At 39.6% G+C, this 26,629-nt stretch carries 26 protein-coding genes, 2 pseudogenes and 1 riboswitch; of the genes and pseudogenes, 10 read left to right on the forward strand and 18 right to left on the reverse strand.

Annotated features, from left to right (window positions below; translation table 11 throughout):
* The first annotated feature begins 276 nt into the window (after positions 1 to 276).
* Entirely contained in the window at positions 277 to 393 is a 117-nt protein-coding gene (locus tag Q8G36_RS29370) for a hypothetical protein (RefSeq protein WP_305161809.1), read from the forward strand.
* Positions 394 to 590: 197 nt separating this feature from the next.
* On the opposite strand, the gene Q8G36_RS19385 is transcribed toward Q8G36_RS29370, so the two are convergent.
* On the reverse strand, positions 591 to 1,289 hold the full coding sequence (locus Q8G36_RS19385; RefSeq protein ID WP_305161810.1) for a GntR family transcriptional regulator: 699 nt from the start codon (positions 1,287 to 1,289) through the stop codon (positions 591 to 593).
* A gap of 403 nt (positions 1,290 to 1,692) precedes the next feature.
* On the opposite strand from Q8G36_RS19385, the gene Q8G36_RS19390 reads away from it, so the two are divergent.
* Positions 1,693 to 2,304 (forward strand): hypothetical protein, encoded by a 612-nt coding sequence (locus Q8G36_RS19390; protein ID WP_305161812.1) that lies wholly within the window; start codon positions 1,693 to 1,695, stop codon positions 2,302 to 2,304.
* Positions 2,305 to 2,664: 360 nt separating this feature from the next.
* On the opposite strand, the gene Q8G36_RS19395 is transcribed toward Q8G36_RS19390, so the two are convergent.
* Complete coding sequence (locus tag Q8G36_RS19395) at positions 2,665 to 3,681, reverse strand: ABC transporter permease (protein WP_305161813.1); 1,017 nt, start codon at positions 3,679 to 3,681, stop codon at positions 2,665 to 2,667.
* The gene (locus tag Q8G36_RS19400; RefSeq protein ID WP_305161814.1) at positions 3,678 to 4,403 is read right to left on the reverse strand and encodes an ABC transporter ATP-binding protein; all 726 of its coding nucleotides are present in this window, start codon (positions 4,401 to 4,403) and stop codon (positions 3,678 to 3,680) included. The genes Q8G36_RS19395 and Q8G36_RS19400 overlap by 4 nt, the downstream gene beginning before the upstream one ends.
* A 118-nt stretch (positions 4,404 to 4,521) precedes the next feature.
* Here Q8G36_RS19400 and Q8G36_RS19405 point away from each other — a divergent pair, with 118 nt between their 5' ends.
* On the forward strand, positions 4,522 to 5,121 hold the full coding sequence (locus Q8G36_RS19405; protein WP_305161815.1) for a TetR/AcrR family transcriptional regulator: 600 nt from the start codon (positions 4,522 to 4,524) through the stop codon (positions 5,119 to 5,121).
* A 43-nt stretch (positions 5,122 to 5,164) separates the two neighbouring features.
* Here Q8G36_RS19405 and Q8G36_RS19410 read toward each other — a convergent pair whose 3' ends face one another.
* Entirely contained in the window at positions 5,165 to 6,424 is a 1,260-nt protein-coding gene (locus tag Q8G36_RS19410) for an MFS transporter (protein WP_305161816.1), read from the reverse strand.
* A 352-nt stretch (positions 6,425 to 6,776) separates the two neighbouring features.
* Entirely contained in the window at positions 6,777 to 6,968 is a 192-nt protein-coding gene (locus Q8G36_RS19415) for a hypothetical protein (RefSeq protein ID WP_076370632.1), read from the reverse strand.
* Between the two features lie 332 nt (positions 6,969 to 7,300).
* Positions 7,301 to 7,443, forward strand: a riboswitch (cyclic di-AMP (ydaO/yuaA leader).
* A gap of 175 nt (positions 7,444 to 7,618) precedes the next feature.
* Here Q8G36_RS19415 and Q8G36_RS19420 point away from each other — a divergent pair.
* Positions 7,619 to 8,950: a TrkH family potassium uptake protein gene (locus Q8G36_RS19420; RefSeq protein ID WP_305161817.1), complete on the forward strand. Its 1,332-nt coding sequence runs from the start codon at positions 7,619 to 7,621 to the stop codon at positions 8,948 to 8,950.
* A 22-nt stretch (positions 8,951 to 8,972) separates the two neighbouring features.
* Positions 8,973 to 9,629 (forward strand): potassium channel family protein, encoded by a 657-nt coding sequence (locus Q8G36_RS19425; protein WP_305161818.1) that lies wholly within the window; start codon positions 8,973 to 8,975, stop codon positions 9,627 to 9,629.
* A gap of 143 nt (positions 9,630 to 9,772) precedes the next feature.
* Here Q8G36_RS19425 and Q8G36_RS19430 read toward each other — a convergent pair whose 3' ends face one another.
* From Q8G36_RS19430 to Q8G36_RS19445, 4 genes are all read right to left on the reverse strand, one after another.
* Positions 9,773 to 10,606 carry an STAS domain-containing protein gene (locus tag Q8G36_RS19430; protein ID WP_305161819.1) on the reverse strand — a complete coding sequence of 278 codons (834 nt, stop codon included), beginning with the start codon at positions 10,604 to 10,606 and terminating at the stop codon, positions 9,773 to 9,775.
* A 65-nt stretch (positions 10,607 to 10,671) separates the two neighbouring features.
* Positions 10,672 to 10,914, reverse strand: coding sequence for a hypothetical protein (locus Q8G36_RS19435; RefSeq protein ID WP_305161820.1), 243 nt, complete (start codon positions 10,912 to 10,914; stop codon positions 10,672 to 10,674).
* 79 nt (positions 10,915 to 10,993) lie between these two features.
* Complete coding sequence (locus Q8G36_RS19440) at positions 10,994 to 11,695, reverse strand: class I SAM-dependent methyltransferase (RefSeq protein WP_305161838.1); 702 nt, start codon at positions 11,693 to 11,695, stop codon at positions 10,994 to 10,996.
* Between the two features lie 436 nt (positions 11,696 to 12,131).
* The gene (locus tag Q8G36_RS19445; RefSeq protein ID WP_305161821.1) at positions 12,132 to 12,752 is read right to left on the reverse strand and encodes a class I SAM-dependent methyltransferase; all 621 of its coding nucleotides are present in this window, start codon (positions 12,750 to 12,752) and stop codon (positions 12,132 to 12,134) included.
* Between the two features lie 287 nt (positions 12,753 to 13,039).
* On the opposite strand from Q8G36_RS19445, the gene Q8G36_RS19450 reads away from it, so the two are divergent.
* The 4 genes and pseudogenes from Q8G36_RS19450 to Q8G36_RS19465 all read left to right on the forward strand — a co-directional run.
* Entirely contained in the window at positions 13,040 to 13,318 is a 279-nt protein-coding gene (locus tag Q8G36_RS19450; protein ID WP_370694097.1) for a PadR family transcriptional regulator, read from the forward strand.
* 16 nt (positions 13,319 to 13,334) lie between these two features.
* Positions 13,335 to 13,634: a permease prefix domain 1-containing protein gene (locus Q8G36_RS19455; protein ID WP_305161823.1), complete on the forward strand. Its 300-nt coding sequence runs from the start codon at positions 13,335 to 13,337 to the stop codon at positions 13,632 to 13,634.
* Positions 13,627 to 13,902: a pentapeptide repeat-containing protein gene (locus Q8G36_RS19460; protein ID WP_305161839.1), complete on the forward strand. Its 276-nt coding sequence runs from the start codon at positions 13,627 to 13,629 to the stop codon at positions 13,900 to 13,902. The genes Q8G36_RS19455 and Q8G36_RS19460 overlap by 8 nt, the downstream gene beginning before the upstream one ends.
* Positions 13,836 to 14,045: pseudogene (locus tag Q8G36_RS19465) on the forward strand (pentapeptide repeat-containing protein); the annotation flags it as partial. The gene Q8G36_RS19460 and the pseudogene Q8G36_RS19465, both read left to right, overlap by 67 nt.
* A gap of 241 nt (positions 14,046 to 14,286) precedes the next feature.
* Here the strand turns inward: Q8G36_RS19465 and Q8G36_RS19470 are convergent.
* The 8 genes and pseudogenes from Q8G36_RS19470 to Q8G36_RS19505 form a co-directional block, all read right to left on the reverse strand.
* Entirely contained in the window at positions 14,287 to 15,177 is an 891-nt protein-coding gene (locus tag Q8G36_RS19470) for a PhzF family phenazine biosynthesis protein (protein WP_305161824.1), read from the reverse strand.
* Positions 15,178 to 15,601: 424 nt separating this feature from the next.
* Positions 15,602 to 16,573 (reverse strand): UDP-glucose 4-epimerase GalE, encoded by a 972-nt coding sequence (gene galE, locus Q8G36_RS19475; RefSeq protein ID WP_305161825.1) that lies wholly within the window; start codon positions 16,571 to 16,573, stop codon positions 15,602 to 15,604.
* Between the two features lie 109 nt (positions 16,574 to 16,682).
* Complete coding sequence (locus tag Q8G36_RS19480; RefSeq protein WP_305161826.1) at positions 16,683 to 20,285, reverse strand: CDP-glycerol glycerophosphotransferase family protein; 3,603 nt, start codon at positions 20,283 to 20,285, stop codon at positions 16,683 to 16,685.
* Between the two features lie 157 nt (positions 20,286 to 20,442).
* Entirely contained in the window at positions 20,443 to 21,330 is an 888-nt protein-coding gene (gene galU / locus Q8G36_RS19485; RefSeq protein ID WP_305161827.1) for a UTP--glucose-1-phosphate uridylyltransferase GalU, read from the reverse strand.
* 347 nt (positions 21,331 to 21,677) lie between these two features.
* Positions 21,678 to 21,801: pseudogene (locus Q8G36_RS29375) on the reverse strand (hypothetical protein); the annotation flags it as partial.
* A gap of 234 nt (positions 21,802 to 22,035) precedes the next feature.
* The gene (locus Q8G36_RS19495) at positions 22,036 to 22,677 is read right to left on the reverse strand and encodes an NAD(P)-dependent oxidoreductase (RefSeq protein ID WP_305161829.1); all 642 of its coding nucleotides are present in this window, start codon (positions 22,675 to 22,677) and stop codon (positions 22,036 to 22,038) included.
* Between the two features lie 200 nt (positions 22,678 to 22,877).
* Complete coding sequence (locus Q8G36_RS19500) at positions 22,878 to 23,288, reverse strand: disulfide oxidoreductase (protein ID WP_305161830.1); 411 nt, start codon at positions 23,286 to 23,288, stop codon at positions 22,878 to 22,880.
* 2 nt (positions 23,289 to 23,290) lie between these two features.
* Entirely contained in the window at positions 23,291 to 23,980 is a 690-nt protein-coding gene (locus Q8G36_RS19505; RefSeq protein ID WP_305161831.1) for a DsbA family protein, read from the reverse strand.
* A gap of 314 nt (positions 23,981 to 24,294) precedes the next feature.
* Here Q8G36_RS19505 and Q8G36_RS19510 point away from each other — a divergent pair, with 314 nt between their 5' ends.
* Positions 24,295 to 24,729 (forward strand): Rrf2 family transcriptional regulator, encoded by a 435-nt coding sequence (locus tag Q8G36_RS19510; protein WP_305161833.1) that lies wholly within the window; start codon positions 24,295 to 24,297, stop codon positions 24,727 to 24,729.
* 44 nt (positions 24,730 to 24,773) lie between these two features.
* Here Q8G36_RS19510 and Q8G36_RS19515 read toward each other — a convergent pair.
* Positions 24,774 to 26,629 (reverse strand): SH3 domain-containing protein (locus tag Q8G36_RS19515; RefSeq protein WP_305275178.1); only part of this gene is annotated, 1,856 nt, incomplete at its 5' end.

Genomic DNA, 26,629 nt, shown 5'->3' on the forward strand with positions numbered 1-26,629 from the left:
AAATATTCCCTTCATTTTATTCCCTAGATAGCCCTAATATGTTTTTTTGAGTTCAACATTCCAGAATCCTTAGTTTTTTCTATCTTATTGTTTATAAATTTTGTTCCCCATTGTGAGCCCGGATTCTTTATTGAGAAAAACAAGGGAGTAATTACGGTAGAGGAACAAGAGGTAAGCAAATAAGCAAATCCCCCAAAGACAGGGTCATTGCCAAAACCGTACCTATAACGGTGACCGTGTAGAAGCTGGATCCATATCTATCAGTACGACAAAGAGATGTTACATGCGAAGCTGGTGGTCATTGATGGGGAAATTGCAGAGGTAGGCACAGCAAACTATGCGAAATACCAGGGAGCAACCTCAAACTTTTATCTTCCTGACTTTCATGCTTAATTTATTTTGGAATCTTCTTAGACCTATTGCAAAAGGTGAAGCATTTTGAGCTCCCCTATTTCCACAGCTGCAAATCATTATAGAACGAGAAATTTAAAAAAGAGCGATTGCTAACTAAATGCAGCCGCTCTTTGTATATTATTTATACTTGTTTCAGTTAGCTTAAAATCCAGTCATCTAAAGAATTCCCTGCCCTTTTAAGTCAATGTTAACAGTTTGGCAGAAGTATAATTATACTTCTCGATTGATAAATCAAAAACGGCTCCCGCTTTTAAAAAGACCGTACTTTCAACGATTAAAGTCGGATCACCTGGCTGCAAGTCCAAAAGCTTGGCATCATCGTCGTTTAGTTTCTCACACGAAATGATTTTATCCGCAAAACCGATATTCAACTTCAAATCCTCGACTATATATTCATAAATGGAACCATTTGCGATTTCTTTATTTATGATGGGAATGATGTCTTTATTGAAAAAGGACTCTTCTATTACAATGGGTTGACCATTTAAGTATCTAACCCGTTTTAGGTTATAGATTTTGGTTTTTACCTGGCATTTCATTTGTTTGGCCAATTTTTCATCGGCTTCTATTAATTCTAACTTCAACACTTTACTTTTCATTTCATCATTTGGAAACACTTTGGTTAAGCCACCCATATCCCTCATCGAAATGCAGCCCGGTCTGGAAAATTCCCTAAGGAATATGCCGCTTCCTTGAACTTGATAGATATACCCCTGCTCAACCAATATGTTGATTGCTTTTCTAATGGTGTTCCTGCTGACATCGAACTTCTTCATCAACTCTTCTTCAGTAGGTAACTTAGTATTTAATGTATATTTTCCATCTAATATTTCTTTCTCCATTTGTTCTACGACCATTCTATACTTTACAACCATATTTCCATATACCTTCCTCTATCCATAATGATTTAGAACAATAATTTAGACTGAATGATAGGTTTTCTTTACAATAGTTTATTTTATAACGATTGTAAAGAAACCTCTGTTTCTTTCAGACTGTAGTCAAATTCGAAGACAAGCGAGTTTGCCTGCAGTTTTTTTATTTTGGCTTTGTTAAAGGATGCTGTTAATTGAACTAACCTGGCCAGGTTAGTTTTAAAAGTGTTTCTACTACTAAAAAATCACAATAGTAAACTACACATTATTGTATTAAAGGGTGCCTTAGCTGAAGATTCGTGCTTTCTTTATGGCAGCTTTTTATGGAACAAAGGGGGTATAATCGACTGGTTTAATTTGGTAAAATTAATGTAGATTTAATAAAAAAACTGGGGGAAATCTTTTGAGAAAAAACTATTTCATTTTTAGCTTACTATTAATTTTGTCCTTGATGATAATTTCTGGTTGCACTAATTCTAAAGACAGCATAGCTACCATTTCAGTCAATTCCGATTCTGAACATACGAATACTTTTAAAAAATTAAATTTAGGGGAAATGTATGACTTTGATTTTAAATTAAACAAAGCAGATAAAACTTGGGTAAATGTTTGGATAGAAAGTTACAAAGATGGAAAACAAGAACCTCAACCATTAGCTGAACTATCTTATGGGAAAAGCCCTAACAAAGTGGAGGAAGGAAATTTAGGACTTGGAATAATAAATACTAATGATTTCCGTTTAGGTTTTCTTTATGCCCCCAATGTAACTGCAACCCCACAAAAAATAGACAAAATACATTCTGTTGGTGTGTTTAGTGGATGGGATTATGCCATAGGGGAAGAAAAATTAGAATTAAAATTAGGAGAAACGTATTTATTAGGTGCATATAGAGAATCCAAAGGAAACTCTATAAGGACATATAATTTACAAGACGAAAATGAAGTGAAGAAAATGATAAAGGATGATAGTATTATATTTTTACTTAAAATTAAAATAGAAGAAATCAATGAATAATTTTTTAATATGGAACAGCTGAAGATCAAAGCTGTCTTTAAGGCAGCTTCTTCTTTATGCACCCATAGGGTCAGAATCGTTTAGGAATAAAGGATAATCTAGTCTTGTTTTAAAATCATGGTTCAGGATGAGACCGTTCCGAACCCATTTTGTAGACAAAAGGGGTTCTATCTAAATTTTTTAAACAAAGTTGATTGGAACGGAAAGTACGAGACTCCTGCAGGAAAAGCGCGTCCAAATTCGGCCATGCGAAGAATAATTCGACCTTCAACCAAAATTCGGCCTACTTCCGGTAAAACAAAAAAGCCGGTTCCTCATGTTCCAGGAATCCTGCCTTTTTTGTTTAATGATAAGTTCATTTTATAGAGCACGGTATTTTTTAAAGCTAATGATATTGATGGTGATAAAAACGATGGCAAAGGCCAGGAGAATGAGCAGATCCAGTAAGACCTCATTGAACGTGAAACCTTTGTACATAATGCCATTCATGGCATCCGATGCGTAATAGAGAGGCATGATCTTGCCGATTTTTTGCAGCCAGTCTGACATGCCATCTAATGGGAAAATCCCTGTAAAGAAGACTTGCGGCACGATGACCAGCGGAATGAATTGTACCAATTGGAATTCAGATGTCGCGAAACTCGATAGTAATGTACCAAGTGATAATGCAACGAGCGCGACCAGTATATTCGTCAGTAAAACGAGCCAAATGGAGCCAACAAGGACGATATCCAATACATTGACAGCATATAGTACGACAATTATGGTTTGAACCAGAGCAAATAAGCCATATCCGATCACATAGCCCGCTACGATTTCGTATCTTTTAATCGGAGTGGCAAGCAGCCGTTCCAACGTACCACTTGTACGCTCTTTCAAAAGTGCGATCCCCGCTATTAAAAATACAAAGAAGAAAACGAAAAAGCTGACGAGCATCGGACTGAAAGTATCAAAACCCTTTGTGTTGGCATCTCCGTAAACATATTGCTCCTCAATTGAAGGAGTGTTTTTTTCATTTCCTTGCAAGCCATGCATCATTTGCATTTGAACGGCTTTTGCACGGGTCGGTTCGTCGTTCAATAGTGTGAGTTTCATTTTGCCATTTTCAACATGCAGCCAGCCATCCGTATCATTTTCCATCATTTTTTTCTGTGAAAATTTCTCAGCAGCCGTTACTTGAAAATTTGCTTGTTTCAATGCTTTAACGAGAGTGTCATCACTGCCTGTTACAACGATTTTCAAATCACTTGCTTCTGTATCGAAAATAAAATACATGAGCGTTAAAATGAGCAATGGAGCCAGGAAAAATAAAGCGAGCGTCCTTCGGTCCCGGCGCATCTGCTGTGTAATACGAGTAACAAGAGAGGCAATTCTCAATTTAGGCCACCTCCAATCCTTAAAAAAACATCATCTAGCGTTTCCACGGCAAATTGTTCTTTTAAAGCTGCCGGGGTTCCTGCCGCGATGATTTCACCTTCACGCAGCATCGCCAGTTTATCGCATCGTTCCGCTTCATCCATCACATGCGTCGTGATGATGATCGTCTTATGATCTTCATTTTTTAAACGCTCAAGTTCCTGCCAAATCGATTGTTTCAGCAAAGGGTCTATTCCTACTGTCGGTTCATCCAAAATGAGAATCTCCGGATTTTGGATGAGGGCAACCGCCAGTGACAGACGCCGTTTCATTCCCCCAGAAAAATGAGCAACCCGAACGTTCAAATCATTCGTCAACTGTACGATTTTAGCTGCATATTGAATGCGTTCTCTTCGTTCCTTTTTTGAAAAACGGTATAGCTTCGCAAAAAATTCAAGGTTTTCAGCTCCCGTCAGTTCTGTATATAAAGCATCGGACTGTGCCATATAGCCGACTTCCGTTAACAGTGCTTCATTTGGTACATCATGATCCAGAACCGTGACTTTACCCGCATCGGGCTTAATCAATCCGACAATCATTTTAATCAAGGTCGTCTTTCCGCATCCGGATGGACCTAACAGGCCAAAAATTCCACTTTTTTCAATATTCAGGCTCAATGGTTGAATGACCTTCTTCTGATGAAAACCCTTAGCAATTCCTTCAATGGAAATCGCATTTTTCATTGTACACACATCCTCCCTCTTTAATTAACACGGTGTTGAGTGTATCATCATTCTAAGGTTGCATTTGGTCTAATACAATCAACACATTTGGAAAAATGTTTAGTGAAGGAGACATTCCATGGCATCGATTCATGAGGATATGGTACAAAAGACGAAAATGCAGATACAACATCATTTTATTGCACTCGTTGAAGCAGAGGGGTTCTCACATGTATCAGTGAAGAAAATTGCAGAGCGCGCCAACATTAATCGGGGCACATTCTATTTGCATTACACAGATAAATATGAATTGATGGATCACTTACAGCAGGAATTGTTAAATGAACTTCAAACTCGGATTACTGCCATTTTGCCGAAAGAGGCTTTTTTGGCTCTTCATCAACAACAACTTTACCCGCCTTTCGTAGCGATTTTTCAATTCATCAGTGAACATGCTCACACTTTGAGGGCTATTCTTGGTGATCAGGGCGCTCCTTCTTTTGCAAAAAAAATAAAGCGCGTATTCGGTGAAGTACTGTTGGAGCGTTTGATCAGCCAACATCCAGCAGCTAAAGATGAAGCATTCCGCATGTATATGCACGCCTTCCTGACATCTGCGATTTTAGGGGTGATACAGGAGTGGCTGGAGAATTGTGAAGAGCAAACGACGGAAGAAATGGCGAAAATCCATTTTCAAATCTTGAACTTCATCAGCCAATTGCGCACATTCATACAATGACGATTTATAAAAGGCATGTTCCACCAACATGCCTTAAATCGGATTACATCTTTTCCTCCGCTTCTACCTCTACATTACCAACGGAAAAAAAACTGCTCTTCGATTTCTTCATACTAAGCATCGACAATAAAATTGAAAAGGCGAACATGATCATGGAACCTGAAATCACCACGAACCGAATCGAAATGAAATGAGCTGAAACACCAACAATTGCGGTAGACATGATGATCAATAAAGCTTCTAACAAGCCAAAAATACTTCCGACCCTGCCCATGATTTCCACGGGAATATTATTTTGATAAAAGGTTTGAAAGCCTGTGTTGGCAAACGCCAGAGAAAAGGCAATGATGAAAAAACCGATGGCGGCCAGTGAAAAGGAATTCGAAAAGGCATAGATCATATAACCTATCGAGACAAATAAAGATCCAAGACCCATCATGTACGAGATTTGCACTTTATTGATGAATATGGCATTGACTATGGCACCCCCAATGATGCCTGCCCCGGCGATGCTTACAAGAAATCCGTAATCGCTGTCCGACAAAAGGAGCACGGCCTTGGCAAACGCCGCTTCTTGGGAATCAATGGCCGTTTCCATCACCACCATACAGCTGAATAAGAAATAAATGAGCATGATATAGGAAGATTTCCGACTGAAGTCCAGGACGATGCCCCAATCCTTTTTCATGATGTTCCAAGACAGGTTATGACTGGATTGTTCAAGGGAACTTTCCTTTTCAAGATTAGGCATGAATAGAGTGATGATGCCGGATAATAGGAAGGCAGCCGCGTTAATATAAATCGCTAAAACGGGCGTACCGATTAAGAAAAGGATACCTGCTAGCGCTGGTCCAATCAAAAAAGCTCCAGAATCCATTAAGCTCCGCAATGAGTTAAATCGTTTCCTCTGTTCAACGGGTATTAATTTTGTAATATACGACCTTGATGTTGTTACGAACATGGCCCCTGCCATATTGATCACGAAGACAAGGGAATAGATGACCCAAATAGAAGAAGTCAATGGCAGCAAGGCTATGAATACCGTTCGAAATAGGTCAAGTTCCACCATTAGATTCCGCTTATTTATCCGGTCGATCACACTGCCTGCCCACACATTCGTAAATATGGCAGCCATCGGTTTAACGATATAAAGTCCAGCTACCGCCAAGGCTGAATCAGTCATATCCAGAACGATTAAATTAAGTGCAATGAAATAAACCCAAGAACCGAAGTTGGAGATACCAATCCCGCACAATAGAATGGAAGGATATTTCCAGGATACTAACGTATTTCTGAATGTCATCGCTTCTCCTCCTTTGACCGAACAATAAAAAAACCCCGTCCCCAAGCATTGCGTCCTGAGGCGAGATCAATTTGCGTTGTCATCCTATGTGTCATATCCCCTTCCTATCCTCTGCTGCTTTCGAGGCTCACTGGAAAGTGGTCATTTCATTTACTTTTCTCCTCTTTACGTCTATATTCACCATTACTAAATTTTAACATTATTGGTTAATATTGTAAACGATAGAAAAAACTCATTCAAAATAAATGAGTTTCAAAGCAAAACAAGATATGGATTTTTCGCTCAGCGTTCCTGGATAGAACACAGGGATTACATAATTGAATACCGCTAATGAATGTTGGATTCAGTTGATTTACCTTAGGGAAAACAATTTTAAAAACGGATTCTTTTTCTTATCCGTTATCCTTAACTCATCCATGATGATTTGATCTTCATGATCGGCTATCCATTTCCTTAGTGCATCTTTATCCTGGCATTGTGTTAAATATGTCTGGCCACCCTTGCCTGTAGCATTAATAACATATCTATTGAACGTCTTCTCCATAATTGCCCGCCTTTTTAATAAAATGTATTGAATCTTTAAATACGAATGTACTGCTTTTTTCTTTATCATTTACAAAAGAAACATAATATATATATATTACAAATTTTGATTGGCAATAGCATGTTCTGCTTGAAAGTATTGAATAAAGTATATCGAAACTGATTATCTAATTGGATTAATCGAACCTATCATAATGTGCTAACTAATATTTGTCAATACGTTTTTAAAATGTAAATGAAACGTAAATTTTCAGTTTTGTTAAAGAAATATTTTTTTGCGATTTAGGGGTTTACAACTGCTAAATGATGGGAGTAGAATACGTTTATCAATTTAATATATTTCGGCCTAAACTCAAGGAAATTGAGTACGGAGGACCCAATCATTTGGGGTTAATTCTGCCTTGCAGAAGGGATGAGATCAGCTCTTTCGCCATCCTACCCGTCAGCTAACTTCGTCGGCTAAAGCGAAGGAGGTCATAAGACCGCCTATTTCGGGAGATTTTTTGCACGCTATTTGTGGCAAATTAGCTGTTCGATGTTTTCGCAGGTCTTTTTATTATGCTTTTAAAAAGATTCGGAATGAGGATTGATGGTTAAGATATTCATACAGTTTTACTCATTTCATTTATAGGTAGGGATGATCATTTGAGAATGACAAAAAATTTATTGGATCCGCCAAAAATACTTGTACTCGGCTTTGCCATCCTGATACTTATTGGGGCTTATTTATTAACCCTGCCGATTTCCACTGAAAATGGAAATGGTCTTTCTTTTCTGGATGCTTTATTCACCGCAACCTCCGCTACTTGTGTAACAGGGCTTGTCGTAGTGGATACGGGATCTACTTTCACCACTTTTGGTGAGTTGGTCATCTTAACACTGATTCAGGTAGGCGGCTTAGGTTTCATGACATTTGCGACGTTTTTCTTTTTATTATTAGGCAAAAAGATTTCTTTAAAAGGCAGGTTAGTTCTGCAGGAATCCTTAAATAATCTGTCCATGGCGGGTGTAGTCAGATTAGTGAAACGGCTTTTAATTTTCACAGCGATCATTGAAGGCTTGGGTGCCCTTATCTTATCGATTCGCTTTTCTTTTGACATGCCAATCGGCAAGGCAGTCTATTACGGGTTTTTTCATTCCATATCGAATTTCAATAATGCCGGCTTTGATTTAATGGGGGAATTCAGGAGTTTGACCGCTTATGTATCGGATCCATTCGTAACCCTTACCGTCGCCTTCCTCATCACGTTTGGCGGGATAGGTTTTATCGTGATGAATGAACTATACGAATATCGGAATACCCATCGTTTATCCGTACATACGAAGATAGTTCTGATGACTAGCTTGACCCTTACGATCGCCGGCGCAATTTTAATCTTTTTATTCGAGTTCGGCAATGCCAAGACATTGCAGCCTTTATCTTTCATGGGTAAAATGCTGTCATCATTATTTCAATCGGTTACACCAAGGACGGCAGGCTCCAATACGCTGAATATCCCTGATTTAACTCAGCCTACATTACTGCTCATCATTTTCTTGATGTTCGTCGGGGCTTCACCTGGATCGACTGGCGGCGGGATTAAAACGACTACATTAGCGACACTTGTTGGAACGGTTTGGTCACAGATTAAAGGCAAGGGGGATGTGGTATTATTCCGTCACCGCATTGTGAGTGAAACGATCTTTAAATCATTATCCGTTACATTCATTGGCGTATTCATGGTTTCAATCATCTCCATTCTGCTGACCATCACTGAAAGCGGAAGTGACTTTTTGATGATTTTATTCGAAGCCACTTCAGCATTCGCCACAGTTGGACTTTCAATGGGATTGACCCCCGAATTATCACCGGTTGGCCGGATGCTCATCATTTTCACGATGTTTGCAGGCCGTGTGGGTCCTTTGACTTTGGCCTTTGCTATCGCTATGAGGCGCAAACCAGATCCGTTCCGCCGTCCAAAAGGGAAAATCATGATTGGTTAATCATAAATGAAGGAGTGTAAAAATGGGAAAACGACAATATGCCGTGATCGGCTTAGGCAGATTCGGAACCAGTGTGGCCCATAGATTATATACGGCCGGCCAAGAGGTATTGGGTATTGATGTCAACGAGGAAAGAGTCGAGAATGCGGAACTGAGCGTTACCCATGCGGTCATGGCGGATACGACTGAAGAAGAGACATTGAAAGCAATCGGAATCCGTAATTTCGATTGTGTCATCGTAGCCATCGGAAATGACATGCAATCAAGCATTTTAACTACCTTGCTTTTAAAAGAGCTTGGGGTCGAAAAGGTCATTGCCAAAGCACTTAATAAAAATCACGGTCAGGTGCTCACTAAAGTCGGTGCCGACTGGGTCATCTATCCTGAGAGGGATATGGGGGAACGGGTCGCGAATCAGCTTCTTTCCCCTAACATGCTGAACTATATAGAACTCTCTAAAGAATACAATATCGAGGAAATCATCCTCCCCGTGAGCATGAAGGGAAAAAGCCTTAGGGAGCTTGATTTACGTGCAAAATATAATATCAGCGTCATTGCCATCGTGAGTAATGGAGAAATTATCATAGCACCCTCACCGGATCAGGATATCCATGAAAAAGATATGCTTTTAGTGGTTGGCAATAAAGAAGATTTAGCCGTCTTTGCCAATATTGAATAACCGGCAGGTTCCGGCTCTTGCCATATGAGCCCAGTACCTATTTTTTAAATGCAGCATCACCTATACATGCGAGAAGACCGCCATATGGCGGTCTTCTCGATGAAATTCATAACGAGCATCCCCATGCCCTGGATATGTATGTATTATTTTATCGTACTGATAGCTTGGGCAAGAGTGGACTTTATCGTCACTTTATCAAAAGGCAGTTGAAGCTTAACGGCAGTCATGGCTATTTCCGGCCGAAGTCCTGAAAGGGTTGTTTGGATTCCGATCAAATGTAAGGATTCAATCAACTGAGACAGCTGGTGTGCGGATGCACTATCTATTGCATGAACGCCCGAGAGGTCAATGAAAAGCCTGGTGACATTTTTTTCAGCGCACTTTTGTAATGTGTTTTCAAGCAAGGACATGCCCCTCGTCGTATCAATATCGCCTATCAGGGGAAGCAACGCCGTGTTATCTTTAAGGGAAATGATGGGCGTGCTCAATTCATCGATCGTTGCCTGTTGGGCTTTCATAATTTTATTGGCATATCTATGATTCGCTTCCGTAAACCTCTCCATCACTTCACTGAACACCTTCACCACTACCCGATACCAGGAATTTATTTCCTCTTGTCTATATTTATCTCCATGCAACCCCACAAACCGGTCAATATAATCCAAGTATTGCTCTTGCGTTCGAAAAAACTCCCTCAATATAAAATAGATGGGTGTGCTTAAATGCTCCTCATCCTGACCGATCTCTTCAATCCAATCACCAAGCTGCTTAAAGAATTCCCTCTCCTCTGTATCAAAGACCTGAAAGAAACGTAAATGGAATTCATTATTTTGCTGCTTTAGTTTTTTAATCACTTTGGGATCGGGTGAGCTATAAACACCCGCCTTATCGTTTTTATTCAATGTTGCGTACCATTCCTCAGTCAATTGTGCTGCCACACCTAATAAAAAGGAATATAATTCTTTATTTCTGTGCATAAACTCCTCCTAATTTAGTTTTTTATAAAAAGCAGTCGATAAATCTAACGCTGAAATCAGCATTGTCAGGGTATTGAAAAATTATCAACAAAGTAAGCATCGAAGATAACCTCTTCCATACTTAAAATCTTATGATTTGAAGCCCAATGGCCCCTCTTTCCATATACCTTCCCAGCTGTTTTTGAAACCATACAACCACTGTTTTTCAAAAAAAAATCAGTAAAACCCTCAACTACTATTCTGGTAAATCTGCGTTCACCCATAAAGCATTTTATTGTAATAGTTTTATTTTTATATTTTGTTAACAAATTCCCCTTTTCTTCATAATAAAAAAGGACCTGATCCCAGATCCTCCGTTTAAAACCATTGCATCACCATTTTGCCTTCTCATTTCATAAATAACGCCGTCCATAAACCTTGCACCCCAAAGGTTTCATCCGATTGTTCCATTTTTCTCATTTTACGTATTTCCACCACTTCAAACTCCTTGAAGATCATTCTGAGTTTTTCTTCAGTAAAACCTAATCCGCCCTTAAGGCTTCTTTGCCTATATACTTCCCAATCTGAAATATCTGCGCCACCCAATATGCCGCCTTCGACAAAACAAGTAATCGAATACATCCCCTTAGGCCTTAACGCCTTTTTCACCATCTCCAAATAATTGATCCTTCGATGTGGAGCAATATGGTGAAAACAACCTGAATCATACACGAAGTCATATTGCCCTCCCTCAATATCCAAATCAAATATATTCCTTTGAATGAAGTTCACGTGGACATTTTTATCTGCCGCTCGTTCTTTTCCCCATTCAAGGGCTTCCTTCGAAAGGTCCACCGCATCAACGGAACAGCCCTTTTGAGCGAGATAAATGGCATTTCTTCCAGGTCCGCACCCAAGTTCAAGAACCTTTCCTGGCCCAATTAACCCACCATCAAAATATGTAACCAAATTCTCATCAGGGAAATTTCCGAAAAAGGGAACCCCTTTTTCACGGTCTTCATAAAAACCATTCCAGAATCCAGTTGGCTCACGCAATAACGAGTCCAGCATGTTCAATAGATCTTCATAGGTTGTAATCGTCTCCGGCAAAACCATCACCTCTCCCCATTATATCCCACCATTTAATTATACTGATTTCGGCCAGTGCCTATGTAACGGCAGCATCAAAAATGCGTTACATATGACGTTCAGACACTATTGGACCTTGTTGTTTATATATGGCCACTGGAATTTAAAGGTCAAAGATGCGTTCAAACTACCTTCTGATGGTATGATCCATTCTTACTTAATAACCCGATGATCAGCTCCTTATCCACTTTAGGGAGACATGGGTTTTATATAGACATGTCAAATATTACATGCTCTTTACAGCGGATCAGGTTTAACGACTACACCAAGGGAAAGAGGAGTCAGGTTCCTATTTTTTTAGCTTCCAAACAACAAAACTAAAGCTCTATGATGTATCCTGATGTCTTTGAATCCGACTCCCAATCCAATTCTGAAACATCCCTCAACCACCTTCCTATCAAATCCGTTTACTGATGATTATCTTTCTATACATTCCATTCAGCATGACCGGTCGATCTTCTTCAATTTTCATATTCTTATCATGTCTACTGAACAAGTCTTCAAACCTCAAGCCAATATCCGTTCCTAAAAATCGAATGATGAGGCGCAGAAGCTTTTTGGGCAATGAAAGCCGTTCATCTTTAGAGATAAACTTATCGAATATAATTATTTTCCCCTCCCCTTTTAAAACCCGGATCATTTCCTGAAGGCATTCATTGGCATCAGGTACGACGGAAAGGACCAAACTTCCCACTATATAGTCAAACGATTCATCAGCGAATTCCATATGCTGTGCATCCATCTCGAGGAAACTGATCGATGCATCATCAAATTTCCCCATCGCTTTTTTTAGCATATCCGCTGACAGGTCTATCGCCGTTATCTCAAGGTCAAGGTTCTTGATCAACTCCAAATCGGCACCCGTACCTACGCCCACAAATAGAACCTTTGCATCATCAAGAAAATGCATCTCTTCAAATATTCTTTTCCTGGCATCTAAAAAGAGATAAGAGTTGAAGATTTTGTCATAAATCGGCGACCACCCCTTATAAATCACTTTATTCCACGAATTATTCAACCTCCCCACCCCCTTACATCTTTCTTCTATAAAGCATAATCAATCCCTTCCAAGCGGATATTATATCTGCCAAATTAGTAAAATTAAAAAAAGTATGCGACGCAGTGATCCACGAAAACGGACATGTTAAGAACGACCCTCCTAATATAAAGCCCTTAACTCCGCGAAATACATTAATCAAATTACCCTGACTGTCATAGTAATATACTATACGATATACCAAAGGAGGTGAGGGTTTGGTTCAACGACAACTATCCTCTGACTTGCTTCGCGGACATGTAGATACGATGATTCTAAAACTCCTGCAAAGTGGCGATAAATATGGTTATGAAATCAGCAAACTGATATATACGAATTCCAATGAGCAATATGAAATTAAGGAAGCGACGATGTATTCCAGCTTAAAACGACTGGAAAAGGACGGATGCATCATTTCTTATTGGGGAGATGCCACACAAGGCGGGAGAAGGAAATATTACAAAATCACCCCAATCGGGGAAGACACATATATCCAAAATAAAAATGACTGGGAGCAGGCCAAACGAATACTTGAGCGCCTCCTATAAGAAAGGAAGATGAAATGTGATTGAAAAACTGAATGCACATGTTCATAACATTTTTGCGCCGTACAAAAGTGCAAAAACAGCAAAGGAATTGGAAGAAGAACTGCTGCAAAACTTACTGGAAAAATACAATGACCATAGAAGGAATGGTGCCAGTGAGCAGGAAGCGTATAAGCTGACTGTGGATTCGATTGGGGAAGTATCAGAGCTCATGGAATCACTCAATCTGCAATATAATGTGCTTGAGCAGGCGATAAACATGGACTATTCCAGGCAACGGCTTATTGGATTCCGACTTTCGCTCGGTTTCGGTGCATGATGGGAAGTTTAATTCCTGCGATTTAAGCCGTTCCGACTTCAGCCATTCCAACCTGACGAACAGCACATCTAAAAGCAGTAACTTAGATAATTGTATCTTTGAAAACGCCAATTTAACTGGTACCTTATTTAAAAGTACAAATTTAAAAGGCGTAACTTTCAAGAACAGCATTTATAATAAAAGCCATTTTTTAAAAGCTGTAATTTATCTGGTCTTATATTTGATGGGGAAACATTCAACCAAACCATTTTCGAAGGTTCTTCATTGAAAAAGGCATCATTTCGCGATGCCACACTCATCAATGTTCAATTTCGGATGTCCGATTTAAAGAAAATCGACTTTACGGGAGCTTCGATGGATAAACTCACTTACAACTTTGTACATGGAGCTAAGGTTGATCTTAGCGCGTGACCCTGATCTAAAGGGGGGATTTCCAATGACTATACCGACTGCGATCGTCGTATCCACCTCAATCATTTACGTGACCGTGTTTCTGACTGCGGCCGTTTTAAAAGGAATGAGCATGGGGGAATGATTCATCAAGAACCCTGTGCTATGACATGAAACGTCTTAGCACAGGGTTTTTACGTTTTCATAATGCCTTTTCAGATATGCTTATCATTCAACCGCCCATCCACCCCTGCATGAACCTTCAGACTTCCACTTCAAATTCTTTAACGTAGACAGCATTACCGGTGATTTCAATATCATAGGTGTCATGGTTTTTGGTAGCCGTAACGCGAACTCTGCCATCCTTTCCGATTTCATGCCCCTGTTCGATTAACAGATGCACCTCATCTTCAAGATCACCCTTTATGTATTTTGCATAATAAGCCCCCATTACACCTGAAGCCGTTCCTGTAACCGGGTCTTCAAGCGTACCTGAAAAGGGCGAGGAAAAATGCCGGGCATGCATATGGGCATCACTATCGTACGTCTCCAGACAAAAGGGATGAACGGAAGCTCTTGGCATTTCCTTTAATAATTGCGGAAACAGGCTATTGTTGGCCTTCATCCTTTTAAATGAACTTCTTTCTTTTACCGGAACCAGTAAAGTCCATAAACCTGTACTTCCATAAACAATAGGTAATTCACTTTCCAGATCTTCTATATCAAGGCCAAGGGAACTGGCCAAGCCACCTTTATCTCCGTTAAACGCTTCAAACTGCGGCGCGGCCTGCTTCATCGTAATATAAATATCAGGCCCCGCCGTCGTATGGATCTTGATTGGCAATATTCCCGCTCCTGTTTCAATCATCAGCTCATCTTTATCCAATAATCCCCTGGTCTTCAGTGCATGGATGGTAGCCATTGTCGCGTGTCCGCAAAGATTCATTTCGTGTCCCGGTGTAAAATAACGGACCCTAAGATCGGCAATATCGGAATCCATCGGAAAAGAGGTTTCATTGAACCCCACCTTCATCGCTATATCCTGCATTTCCTTTTCGGTCAGTCCATCCGCATCTAAAACCACACCTGCCGGATTCCCTTTATTCGGTGTACTGCTGAACGCATCGTAATGAAAAACCCTTACCGTTTTCAAATCTAACATCTCCTATTAAATGAATGGTGCTTCTATTTAATAGTAATTCTATTTCTCTATCCATATCCCTTTTTTTCCTATAGTAAGTGAAACAACCATTGTCCACCCCACAGACGCTTGCTTTGAAGAGGCTTGGCAGACAGTCGGCGAAAAGGGAGCGGATTTCTGAAATCAGCTATATTTTTTGGGGGAGAGTAAACCTGATCGTTGATTTCCACTCCAGGCACTCGCTTTCCGCGGGCGGTCCGGGAGCATCCCCGGCGCTCGCCTGCGGGGTCTCCCTTGGCCACGCTTTTCCCGCAGGAGTCTCGTACCTTACGTTCCAATCAACTGAAAGTTTTTTCAAATAAAAAAACTGCAGGCAAACTCGCTTTTCTTCGAGTTTGCCTGCAGTCTGAAATGACTACCAAGTCCCAAGGGAACATTAATTCATTTGAGATTTATGCCATTTCCACGCACTTTCAATGATTTCTTCCAAATCTATCGATGCTTTCCATCCTAGTTCTTCATATATCTTGTTGGCCAAAGCAACCAGGCGGGCTGGATCTCCAGGGCGACGGTCTGCATACTCAACTGTCGGTTTAACTCCTGTGACTTTTTCGCAAGTGTCGATTACATCCTTAACCGAAAATCCTTTTCCATTCCCAAGATTGTAGATGGCCGTATCCTTCTTCCCGGATAATAGGGCTTGAAGCGCGATTATATGAGCTTGGGCTAAATCCGTTACATGGATATAATCACGAATGCAAGTGCCATCTTCTGTGTCATAGTCCGTACCAAACACGGAAATCTTATCACGTTGACCTAATAAATGCTGTAAAATGATTGGAATCAGGTGTGTTTCCGGATCATGGCTTTCACCGATTTCTGCTGACGCATGTGCTCCGGCCGCATTAAAGTAACGCAAGACGACATAATGTAGTCCATATGCCTTAGCAAAGTCCCCTAAGATTTGCTCTACCATCAATTTCGAGCGGCCATATGGGTTAATCGGATTGGTTGGCTGATCTTCATCAATCATATCCACATTTGGTATCCCGTACGTAGCTGCCGTTGATGAAAAAATGAAATTCTTAACATCATGCTTGAGCATGGTATTCAATAATGTAAGAGTTGCACCTACATTATTATCATAGTATTTATAAGGATCTTGAACAGACTCCCCAACCAAGCTATTAGCGGCAAAGTGCATAACAGCTTTAATGGGATACTTAAGGAATATTTCATTCAAAACGGCTTCGTCCCCTAAATTCCCTTCCACCAAGATTGCCTTCGAATCGACCAGCGAACGAAAACCGGTTGAGAGATTATCCAGAATGACTACCTCTTCAGTATTCACTAACTCTTTTACAAGATGACTTCCAATATATCCTGCACCGCCAACGACCAAAATCATATAGAATTTCCCCTTTTACTTTAAGCTAAAATGAATCATTACCCAATCTCGCAACCTATATATGTACTTAGTGTGAGAGGTTCTTCTAATTATAAGAACCTCCCACATTTTATAAGCATTTATTGAAGGTTTCCATGGCCAATCCATTATATTGGGTGTAATCAAACTTCGCTAGTTTAGGATTATCATTACTAACCATAGTAGATAAGCCCTTTTCCAGTCCATCAATGCTATTTTCGACAAGTAAACCAAATTTACCGTTTTCCAAAACGGTTCGGTTAGCCACTATATCAGTAGCCATGATTTTCATTCCTAAGGTCATTGCCTCCAATAAAACCATAGGCTGCCCTTCATAATGTGAGGAAAGAACGAAGCAGTCACATTTTCCCATGAACGAAAATGGATTTTCAAGCTGGCCCAAAAGATGAATGGAATGATTTAAGTCCAGCTCATCAATGATTGCCTGCAAATCTTCCTTTAAAGGTCCTTGTCCTAAAATAAACAGTTTACTATTTTTGTGTATCTCATGAAAGCCTGCGAATGCACGAATCAAATTATCTTGACCTTTTTCAGGAGATAATCTTCCCATATTGACAAAGTTAAAATCATTTTCATCAGGATATGGAACGAATTGATTATTCACTTCCAATCCATGCACCTCTTGTACGATTAACGCCTGTTTATCGATCCAGCCTATGGATATCCCGTCCAATAATATATGGGCATAAGTACCAAGTTGAGTAACCGCTTCTTTATCGAATTCCACGACCCGGCCATTGAAGGCTGGCCCATTTTCCAAGACCATCGCATCCTGCAGCCCATAAGGCTTATCCCATATATTATAGTCGCCTAAGTTAATTTCCGCAGTGCCGCGCACTTCCCGTTCTTTTAACAGGATTGGCTCTTCTATGATTTCGAATGCCCCCGTATTTAACCAGCCAATTTTCTTATTATCGATTTCGAAAAGGTAATAGCCGCCTTTGCTGGTTCTGTTATACTTTATGATTCTGACGATTTGCCCTTCAAAATCGATTGCCTTGGTTACTCTTTTAGCCTTGTAGTTCGGATAAGCCTTCGTCCAGATTGTATGGTCTTCCGGGTTAGTTATTTTTCCATACTTCTGATTACCGGTGTTTATTTCCTTCAGCGTTCTATTCTCAATCTTATCAATGAATTTTTTATTGTTTTTATAGTTTCTCGATATTATATACTTTCTTTTCATCATGATTTGCAGCTTGTCATTAAAGCTCATGTCTTCATTGATTGTACAATGTTCTAGCATGGATAAAGCAGAATTATCTATCCAGCCTATTATTTTGTTTTTTACAGATATTCTGCTATAAATCGAATGCTGGGTTTTTGCTTCCCTATCGACTTTTACAATGATCCCTTTAAAATCATGACTGCCGGAAACTTTGTACGTTCCTTCAACCTTATACGGCAAGGACCAAATATAGTGCGATCGAGGTCTTACTAACCTTGCAATTTTATCCACTTCTTTTTCATAAATAATGCTGTCTGGCAACAGCTCCACAGCTTCTTCACTAATCCAGCCAATTATTTGATTGTTATGACTGAATTTGTAAAAAGTTTTTTGATCAGAATGGGCCTTTCTCGAAATCACGATTTCAGCACCTTCAAATCGTTCTTCCAGTGGAAATTGAGTGGCATTCGAAATTCCCGGAAGGGTATTCCAAACATGATTATCCTTAACATCCCTTAATATCGCCCTTGCTTTGAAGTTTTCTGTGATCAATGCCTTTTCATCATTTTCGATAACTTCAGGTTCATTTGACTCGATTTGAAGGATTTTATCCGGGTTGATAGAATTCATTACATAATCAAATTTATCGAAGTCTGCATACTCCAATAGATTCTTTCGGTTTAATTCCATCGTTCCCTCAGAAACACTTACCAGTTTATCAAACCGATGGTATACCGAAAAAATCCCTCTTAGATTAATACGGTGAGGTCTCTTTCCATTAATGATGCGCTCACTATCAGAAAGCAAATCATTATGCATATAACAAACTTTCTTTTTTGCGTCTGCCGCCAGCAGATATTTAGCCCAATAATGGCTATAACCGCTAAAATCGATAACAAAATCAAACTTTGTTTTACCGAATAAACGTGCATGCTCTCTAATATAAGCATTTTCCGGGTAAAGCTTCTTCCCTAAGAAACCTCTTTCCCCTCTGTTATGGATGAATTTATCTTTGTAGACTTCCAAAAATTTATACACAGGCAAGCCAGGTTTGAATAGAAAACGCACATTCTTATTAACCTTGCCCATATTTTTCAAAACCTCGTACGAGTGAGGAGTGGCAGTAAAACAGCTGACATCATATTTATCATAATCAATATTATTCATTAAGTTAAGGAAAGAGGATGTAATCCCGTTATCCCTCAATCCGCCCGGATAAATTAATATTTTTTCCTTTGCGGAATCCAGCCCAGAAATTGTATTTAGTTGTTTCGTAGACTTATTGAAAATATTATTGACTATTCTCTCTGTTACTTTTCCATCCTCATGGTAAGTGAATTTTTCCTGCATTTTTTTATATTTATCGGAATATCTCAATTTTACATTTTTAATATCTTTAATGGCTAGTGCCAATTCTTTGGAGTTAAAAAGCATCGGTCCCGGAAGTTCATCATTTTGGAGATATTGTCCCCTTTGCTCTGCATAAACGTCGGTATCCCAAGTGTAAAATAGAATGGGCTTATCGGTAACAAGGTAATCAAAGAAAATGCTGGAATAATCCGTGATAAGCAAATCAACTGCAGCAAGCAATTCATTTGTATCCACATGGTCAGGTATTAGCCGATCCTTGATTTCCAAATGCTTGGCCGCTTCTTTATACAGGAATGGATGCACCTTAATAAAAAGGTTATATTGTTCACCGATTTGACTTTGTAAATAAGTAATATCTGCAATGATTTGAAGAAGATCGTTATCTACTTTGGCCAAATTCGTCCCCTTCCAAGTCGGGGCATATAAAATATTTTCCTTAGCATCACTGATTTTCAAACCTAGAGTCCTTAGATAATCCTTATACTCCCCCGGATTCGTATTCAGCGTCAAATCGATCCTCGGATATCCTTCTTCTATTATTTCACCTTTATACAATCCATTTAACTTATAGCTATGGGTAAATATGTTGGTAGTATGGGCATTAGGGCTCAAAATGACATCTGCGCTCAAAAAGTTCCTGACAACGTTTTGAGATACCGAAGGGTTACCGGGTATATCAAAGCCCATGTTCTTAAGTGGCGTTCCATGCCAGGTATTGATGTAAATTTGATCGCTTTTAGGGATGAAGAAAGACTGGAATGTGGAGTTATTGATTAAATACTCACTCGTTGCCAACCATTTTAAATATTCCTTTGAATTACGTTGAACAAATTGAACATTCGGCATACCCTTATACTTCGCTATTACACCTGAGAGGACACTGAAATCCTGGATGGACCAAATGTGCATAAAATCTTGATAGTCTTGATTTTCCAGCATATATTTAAACATCGCGTATGGACTGTCAGTCATACTGTTTCCATCACGACTCTCATATAGAATGGTGTTTTTTTGTACGCTTAATTTCTCATAATACTTTGCATATCTATTTACACGCTGATGATTTCCCTTCATTAGGAAATTGGCGATAGGCTGTTTAAGGAAATCGACTTTTCTTTTTATTACCTTCTTATTCACTAAATAGGCATCCCCTTTTATGGATTTATATTCACCATTCCAAACTATGTTTGCCTTTCATTAACCAAAAATAACAACTATGAATGATCAATAGTTGGAGATTTTTTAAAAATGATTACTCTATTAAATTAAAAGGTTATGAATGGGCAGTAAAAGTTTATTTGTCCACTGCCTTGTGCAGTTCAAGGATATTTTCCATTACTTTTATGATGTCGTCCCTTAAATCAGGACGTTGCAGGGCAAACTCAATTGTCGTTTTCACAAAGCCATCGACAACGCCGACATCATAGCGTTTTCCTTCAAAATCGTAAGCGAAGACTTTTTGGATTTCATTCAGTTTTTGGATGGCATCCGTTAACTGGATTTCACCGCCAGCCCCTGTTTCCTGCTTGGCTAGGAAATAGAATATTTCCGGAGTCAGTATGTATCTTCCCATGATCGCTAAGTTGGATGGTGCCGTTCCTTGTTTTGGCTTTTCGACGAAACGGTTCACTTCGTATCTTCTGCCTTCTTGTGTAAGCGGGTCAATGATGCCATATCTATGTGTTTCGTTCTCACTTACCGGCTGCACCCCAATGATGGATGAACCTGTCGCATCATATTCATTGATTAATTGACGTAGGGAGGGCACATCGCTTTCTACGATATCATCGCCTAAAAGGACGGCAAATGGCTCATCACCAATAAAGTTACGTGCACACCAAACAGCATGGCCGAGGCCTCTCGGTTCTTTTTGCCTTATGTAGTGAATATTAGCTAAATTGGACGGGTATTGCACCTTCTCCAATAAATCGAATTTCCCTTTATCCCTCAAGTTATTCTCTAGTTCGTATGCATTATCAAAATGATCTTCTATCGCTCGTTTATTCTTTCCTGTGACAATGATTATATCTTCAATTCCCGCTTTCACGGCTTCTTCTATAATATATTGTATAGTTGGTTTATCGACTATTGGCAGCATTTCTTTAGGCATAGCCTTCGTTGCGGGCAAGAATCTGGTTCCCAATCCCGCTGCAGGTATAATGGCCTTTTTAACTTTTTTCATTCTTGTAACTCCTTCATATTAAGATAAAACTACAAATTTTACTTATTCACCCTTTTTATAGTAACATAGACTCGTTTTTTGTAAATATATTAGTGGAAAAAATAACCTCCATTTGTAAACGCAACCATAATTGAAACTTCCACCCAATGCAATATCCCGCTTTTTTCTTGAAAAATATAAGGCCTTTCCCCGATATTTCAGGAAAAGGCCTTATTTTTCTTAATTATATGACTGATAGGTCCAAAGACTTATTCATTTAGCACTATTGATCATCTCATTAATATTTTCCATGAAAGCATTCATGACCTGCTTCAATTTCAGCTCGGCTTCTTCCATCGTTTCACCATGGATCCCGAAATAGACTTTGATTTTAGGTTCTGTACCAGATGGCCGCAAGCATACCCATGGGCCATCCTCAAGGAAGTACTTCATTACATTTGTTTTAGGTAAATCAATGACTTCTTCCCTATTGGTGCCCACCGTCAGCTTTAATCCATCTTCGCATAGCCCTTCTTTATTTGTTGGGAAATCTTCTAACAAAAACTAACAGTAATAATTAATATTAAAAGCCGTTTATAGGATTTTCTTGCTATATCATCAGCAATATATGGACATCAGTCAATATTTTCGGCAAAAATTTGTTGTAAATGCATTTAAATGGAGGCAAAAAAATGGACGTCACCACAATGGGCGACGTCCACTTAATTATTCTGCTTCGGCAACAACGGTAAAGCGTTGGTTGATGTGCTGCGGGTTTTCAATTTCATCAAGTACTGCAAGGGCAAAATCGGCATAGCTTACATAGCTTTCACCCTTTGAGTTTACAAGAAGGTTATCTTTACCCAGTTTATACCCACCTGTTCTAATTCCTTGCGGATCAAAGAAGGCGGAAGGACTGATGAACGTCCATTGGATGCCAGTGGCGTTTTGCAGATCTCCAAGGTTCTTGGATTGATTATCCGCTGTTGCAAAGTATTCTTTAGGGAACTCAGGCGTATCCAGTACACGGATCGTTTTTGCCTCGTCAACGAAAAGGCTTCCAGCTCCGCCAACAACGATCAGTTTAGTTTGAGGAGCCCCTTTCACTGCCTCAATCAGGATTTTCCCTGCATCGACATGCAGATGTTCTTTCCCTGGAGCAGCGCCAAAGGCATTCACTACCACATCGAATTCATTAATATCTTCTGCTTTCAGATCGAATACGTCTTTTTCCAGTACGGATGCTCCTTGAATTTGGACTTTTGCTTCATCCCTGACAATGGCCGTAACTTCATGCCCCCTAGTCAATGCTTCCTTTAAAATTAGACTTCCAGCTTTTCCGCTCGCACCAATAATACCGATTTTCATTTTATTTCCCCCTATATTTTGTTTTGAAATTTTAATTGTAACCAAATAACTTACATGTAATAATATAAATTACAGGTTGCCGTTTTGTCAACTTTATTATTTAGAGGTGTTTCGTCGATATATTGCTGTTTTCGCCGATATATCTTGAGTTTCGTCGATAAATATAAAAAACACCATTCCTTTTAGAATGGTGCACTTAATTACAAGCTTTTTTTCTTTATCATGAGCAGTCCCATGCAAATAGTGATGAGAGTAAAAGCGATAAAGGCCAAAAAGGGGATCGTTATGAACCCTAGCCAATTTATATACTCACCTGAGCAGGGAACACCGCTTTGGCACATTTCGAAATGCTTTAGTGCTGGAATTTTTTGCAGACTATAGTGATACCCTGACACCAACATGCCCAAAATCGATAATGGGAGGATGTATCGATGGATTTTCAGGTCCTGCTCATAAAAGGCCCGACCCAATAAAATAACGAGCGGGTACATCAAGATCCTTTGATACCAACAAAAGGTACAGGGTACATAATGGAGAATCTCACTAAAGTAGAGACTTCCAGCAGTGGCGATGATGGACAGGAGCCAAGAAAATAATAGTGGCTTGTTCATCACTATTTCTCCTTCGCTGCATCATCAACCATTTTCACTAAATCATCAATTGTATTTCCTTCAAACTTCTTGCCATTGACAAATAAGGAAGGAGTTCCAGAAACGCCCAATTCGTCAGCCAACTCCATATCCTTATTCCATTGGTCCTCGGATTTTTCGGCTTTAAAAGAGGTAACGACCTTTTTCACATCTTTGTCATTTGCGATTTCTTTCAATGTTTCTTCTAAGAATTTGTCCGTAAATACATCTTCCTTTTCATATTTCAGGTCATCTGGCTGCTTATCGTACAACAGCTCATGAAATTTCCAAAAAGTATCATTACCTAATTCCTGATAAACACTTTCCGCAAATTTAGCGGATCTGGTTGAATCGACGTTAATGAACGAATAATTCATGAAATAAAATTGCGCTTTTCCTGTATCAATCAATTCACTTTGTATAGAAGGAAAGAATTGTTCCTCGAATGTCTTACAGACTGGACATTTATAATCACCAAATTCCACTATTTGGACAGGAGCCGATTTTTCTCCCAAATAAGGCTGTGATTTATAATCGATTTCATTAACGGCTGTATCTTCGTCTTTCCCATTTGCTAAAAATATAAAGCCAATAATGATTACAGCGATTAAACCTATGACCCAAAACGTGAATGCAGAAGATTGTTTTTGATTACCCTTTTTTTTATTAGCCATCATATACCTCCATCACTTGTAGTTGTGTTGATATTCCTTATCCAGCCATAGGGGCCGATTTCAGTTCCCCCCTTCCTGCACCTTTCACCTGTAACTAGTTCATTTACACGTTATAATATAAGTTTCACCATGCTGGTTTGTCAATTACACATACCTTTTATTTTGGCCTTTGCTGAAACGGCGTTACTTGACAAGGAAACGGTTAATGGATAAATATTATTCTTGCAGGCCATTATAACTTGTAATCACTTGAATTACATGTTAAATAATTTATACTATATAAGAATAGAGATTTTAAAGGAGAGAAAAAAGAGATGTCCATCAGTACCCGCTTTTCCGTAGGGATCCATATATTATCTCTTTTAGAAATAAACAAAGAAGGCGTTAACACTTCTGATTTTATTGCAAAAAGTGTAAACACCAACCCAGCCTTAATCAGAAAAATCACCGGCATGCTGAAGAATGCAGGTTTAGTGAACGTTCGGCCGGGTATCGCCGGAGCGACATTGGCCAAGGAATTATCGGATATCACTTTGCTCGATGTTTATCAGGCTGTTAACGTTGTCTCCGATAAAGAATTATTTGGAATCCATGAAAATCCTAATCCAGCATGCACTGTTGGACGAAATATACAAGATACAATAGAGCCCATCTTTTCCGTTGCTGAACTTGCCTTGGAAAAGGCGTTGGGAGTGGTGACGATCGAGGATGTCGTTAGGGGCATTCTGGAAAAGGATAAAGCTAAATAGCAAAAAAACACATGAGTTGGACTCATGTGTTTTTTCCTGTTTTTTTATTTATACTTAGGAACTTCAATCGTCAATTTATAGGAATCTAGTAAACTATACAAATTATAAATCTGTTTCAATTGTTTTGCTGCCCAGCCAATATCAGTCGCATACTGGTGTGAAGCATATCCATATTTCTCTGCAGCTATAGGATTCCATCTCATTTTGTAAAGCGTGTCCTGTCTAGCAGAGATATATCCTTTGGCGATGAATTCGGCACCGCCTATTATGGCCGCTTCCGGAGTGAACCAGCCTGCATTATAGGCGTATTGAGCGCCGCTGCTTAGCGCCGTTCCGTCAAATGCTCCCACTCCATACATATTATAGACCGTTTTCCCATTCACCTTTACGCCAGTCGCTAACGATGAAGTGCCATTCCCGGTCTCCAGCAAAGCATGTGAAATCAGGTAGATCTCATTGACCCCATATTTTTCCCCTGCCGCTGTAAAGGTTGCTGCTTGGCCTTGTAGAATCCCTTTACCTGAAAGGATTCTATTATTCACTTCAGAAACGTTCATGTTGGTGACTTGGGAAAGCTTGACGAATTGGAATGTATTTACTGGATCATTCACAAAATTATTGGGTTTAAGATTATATTCTATATCTTCCGGACTGGCATTTACCCATGTCTTGTTATAGTCCACCTCATACCAATAGTATCCGTCAGAGCCCTTTACTTTCGATTTAATATTCAATGATTGATAATTGCTGACAGGACCGACTACCCAATAATTAGATCCAGCTCCGCCCCTGACACGCCATCCGGTTCCTTTAACTGTACCTTTTGTTGAATTGAATAAAGTTAATCCATCTTCACGTATGTAGGTTTTATACTTTTTATCCGTTTGACCATTTACGGCCATTTGAATTTCAACCATCTTTTCCATCGTAAGATTATACTCTTTATCGATCCTGATTATCGATCCATTTGAACTTCCTGGACCTTCAGGTGCTTTGGCCGTTAAATATTGCGTACTGACATATCCGGTTTTTCCATTGGCCGTGACTCTTGACCAGCCATTAGACTCTGAATACACCGTTACGGCCGTATTGTTTACAAGCTTGGCTATAATTGAAGCGGAAGCTGATGCAGCAGACCGCATATTCAGACTGGAGCCATCATTCACATTTACATATTTAACTAACGTGTTTTCTTCTTCGTCCGGATTCAACCCCGGTACTGAACCAGGCTTCGTTGCTGATAGATATTGCGTACTGACATAACCTTCTCCGCCATACGCTTTTACTTTTGACCAGCCATTTGATTCCGAGATGATTTCTACCTCTACACCCCTTGCCAATTTCACTATGACGGAAGCACTTTCTGACGGCTTATTCCGCATATTCAGTGAACCCGTGCTGACATTTACATATTTCGTTGTCGTTTTTTCAGGTATGGATGGTTTGAAGTCCGTTCCAGGCTTTGTTGTTGAAAGATAGTCAGTACTGACATATCCGTCCTTTCCATTGGCTTTGACTTTCGCCCAGCCATTGGATTCCGAGTACACCGTCACTTTCGTTCCTTTTGAAAGTATTGCGACTATGCTTGCGGTAGCTTTCCCACTTTTTCGCATATTCAGTGAACCCGTGCTCACATTCACATATTTCGTCGTCGTTTTTCCAGGTGTGGCTGCCGTTGATCCCGATCCTGGCTTCGTTGACGATAGATACTTGGTACTGACATATCCGTCCTTTCCACTGGCTTTGACTTTCGCCCAGCCATTGGATTCCGAATACACCGTCACTTTCGTTCCTTTTGAAAGTATTGCGACTATGCTTGCGGTAGCTTTCCCACTTTTTCGCATATTCAGTGAACCCGTGCTCACATTCACATATTTCGTCGTCGTTTTTGCAGGTGTGG

The sequence above is a fragment of the Peribacillus frigoritolerans genome, from assembly GCF_030676415.1.
GTDB classification, from domain to species: domain Bacteria; phylum Bacillota; class Bacilli; order Bacillales; family DSM-1321; genus Peribacillus; species Peribacillus frigoritolerans_A.

Excerpts from the sequence above, each read along its gene's own strand:
- Q8G36_RS29370 (WP_305161809.1), top strand. The coding sequence starts at position 277 with ATGTTACATGCGAAGCTGGTGGTCATTGATGGGGAAATTGCAGAGGTA.
- Q8G36_RS19385 (WP_305161810.1), bottom strand. The coding sequence starts at position 1,289 with ATGGTTGTAAAGTATAGAATGGTCGTAGAACAAATGGAGAAAGAAATA.
- Q8G36_RS19400 (WP_305161814.1), bottom strand. The coding sequence starts at position 4,403 with ATGAAAAATGCGATTTCCATTGAAGGAATTGCTAAGGGTTTTCATCAG.
- Q8G36_RS19405 (WP_305161815.1), top strand. The coding sequence starts at position 4,522 with ATGGCATCGATTCATGAGGATATGGTACAAAAGACGAAAATGCAGATA.
- Q8G36_RS19410 (WP_305161816.1), bottom strand. The coding sequence starts at position 6,424 with ATGACATTCAGAAATACGTTAGTATCCTGGAAATATCCTTCCATTCTA.
- Q8G36_RS19415 (WP_076370632.1), bottom strand. The coding sequence starts at position 6,968 with ATGGAGAAGACGTTCAATAGATATGTTATTAATGCTACAGGCAAGGGT.
- Q8G36_RS19420 (WP_305161817.1), top strand. The coding sequence starts at position 7,619 with ATGACAAAAAATTTATTGGATCCGCCAAAAATACTTGTACTCGGCTTT.
- Q8G36_RS19425 (WP_305161818.1), top strand. The coding sequence starts at position 8,973 with ATGGGAAAACGACAATATGCCGTGATCGGCTTAGGCAGATTCGGAACC.
- Q8G36_RS19430 (WP_305161819.1), bottom strand. The coding sequence starts at position 10,606 with ATGCACAGAAATAAAGAATTATATTCCTTTTTATTAGGTGTGGCAGCA.
- Q8G36_RS19450 (WP_370694097.1), top strand. The coding sequence starts at position 13,040 with ATGATTCTAAAACTCCTGCAAAGTGGCGATAAATATGGTTATGAAATC.
- galE (WP_305161825.1), bottom strand. The coding sequence starts at position 16,573 with ATGATTTTGGTCGTTGGCGGTGCAGGATATATTGGAAGTCATCTTGTA.
- galU (WP_305161827.1), bottom strand. The coding sequence starts at position 21,330 with ATGAAAAAAGTTAAAAAGGCCATTATACCTGCAGCGGGATTGGGAACC.
- Q8G36_RS19495 (WP_305161829.1), bottom strand. The coding sequence starts at position 22,677 with ATGAAAATCGGTATTATTGGTGCGAGCGGAAAAGCTGGAAGTCTAATT.
- Q8G36_RS19500 (WP_305161830.1), bottom strand. The coding sequence starts at position 23,288 with ATGAACAAGCCACTATTATTTTCTTGGCTCCTGTCCATCATCGCCACT.
- Q8G36_RS19505 (WP_305161831.1), bottom strand. The coding sequence starts at position 23,980 with ATGGCTAATAAAAAAAAGGGTAATCAAAAACAATCTTCTGCATTCACG.
- Q8G36_RS19510 (WP_305161833.1), top strand. The coding sequence starts at position 24,295 with ATGTCCATCAGTACCCGCTTTTCCGTAGGGATCCATATATTATCTCTT.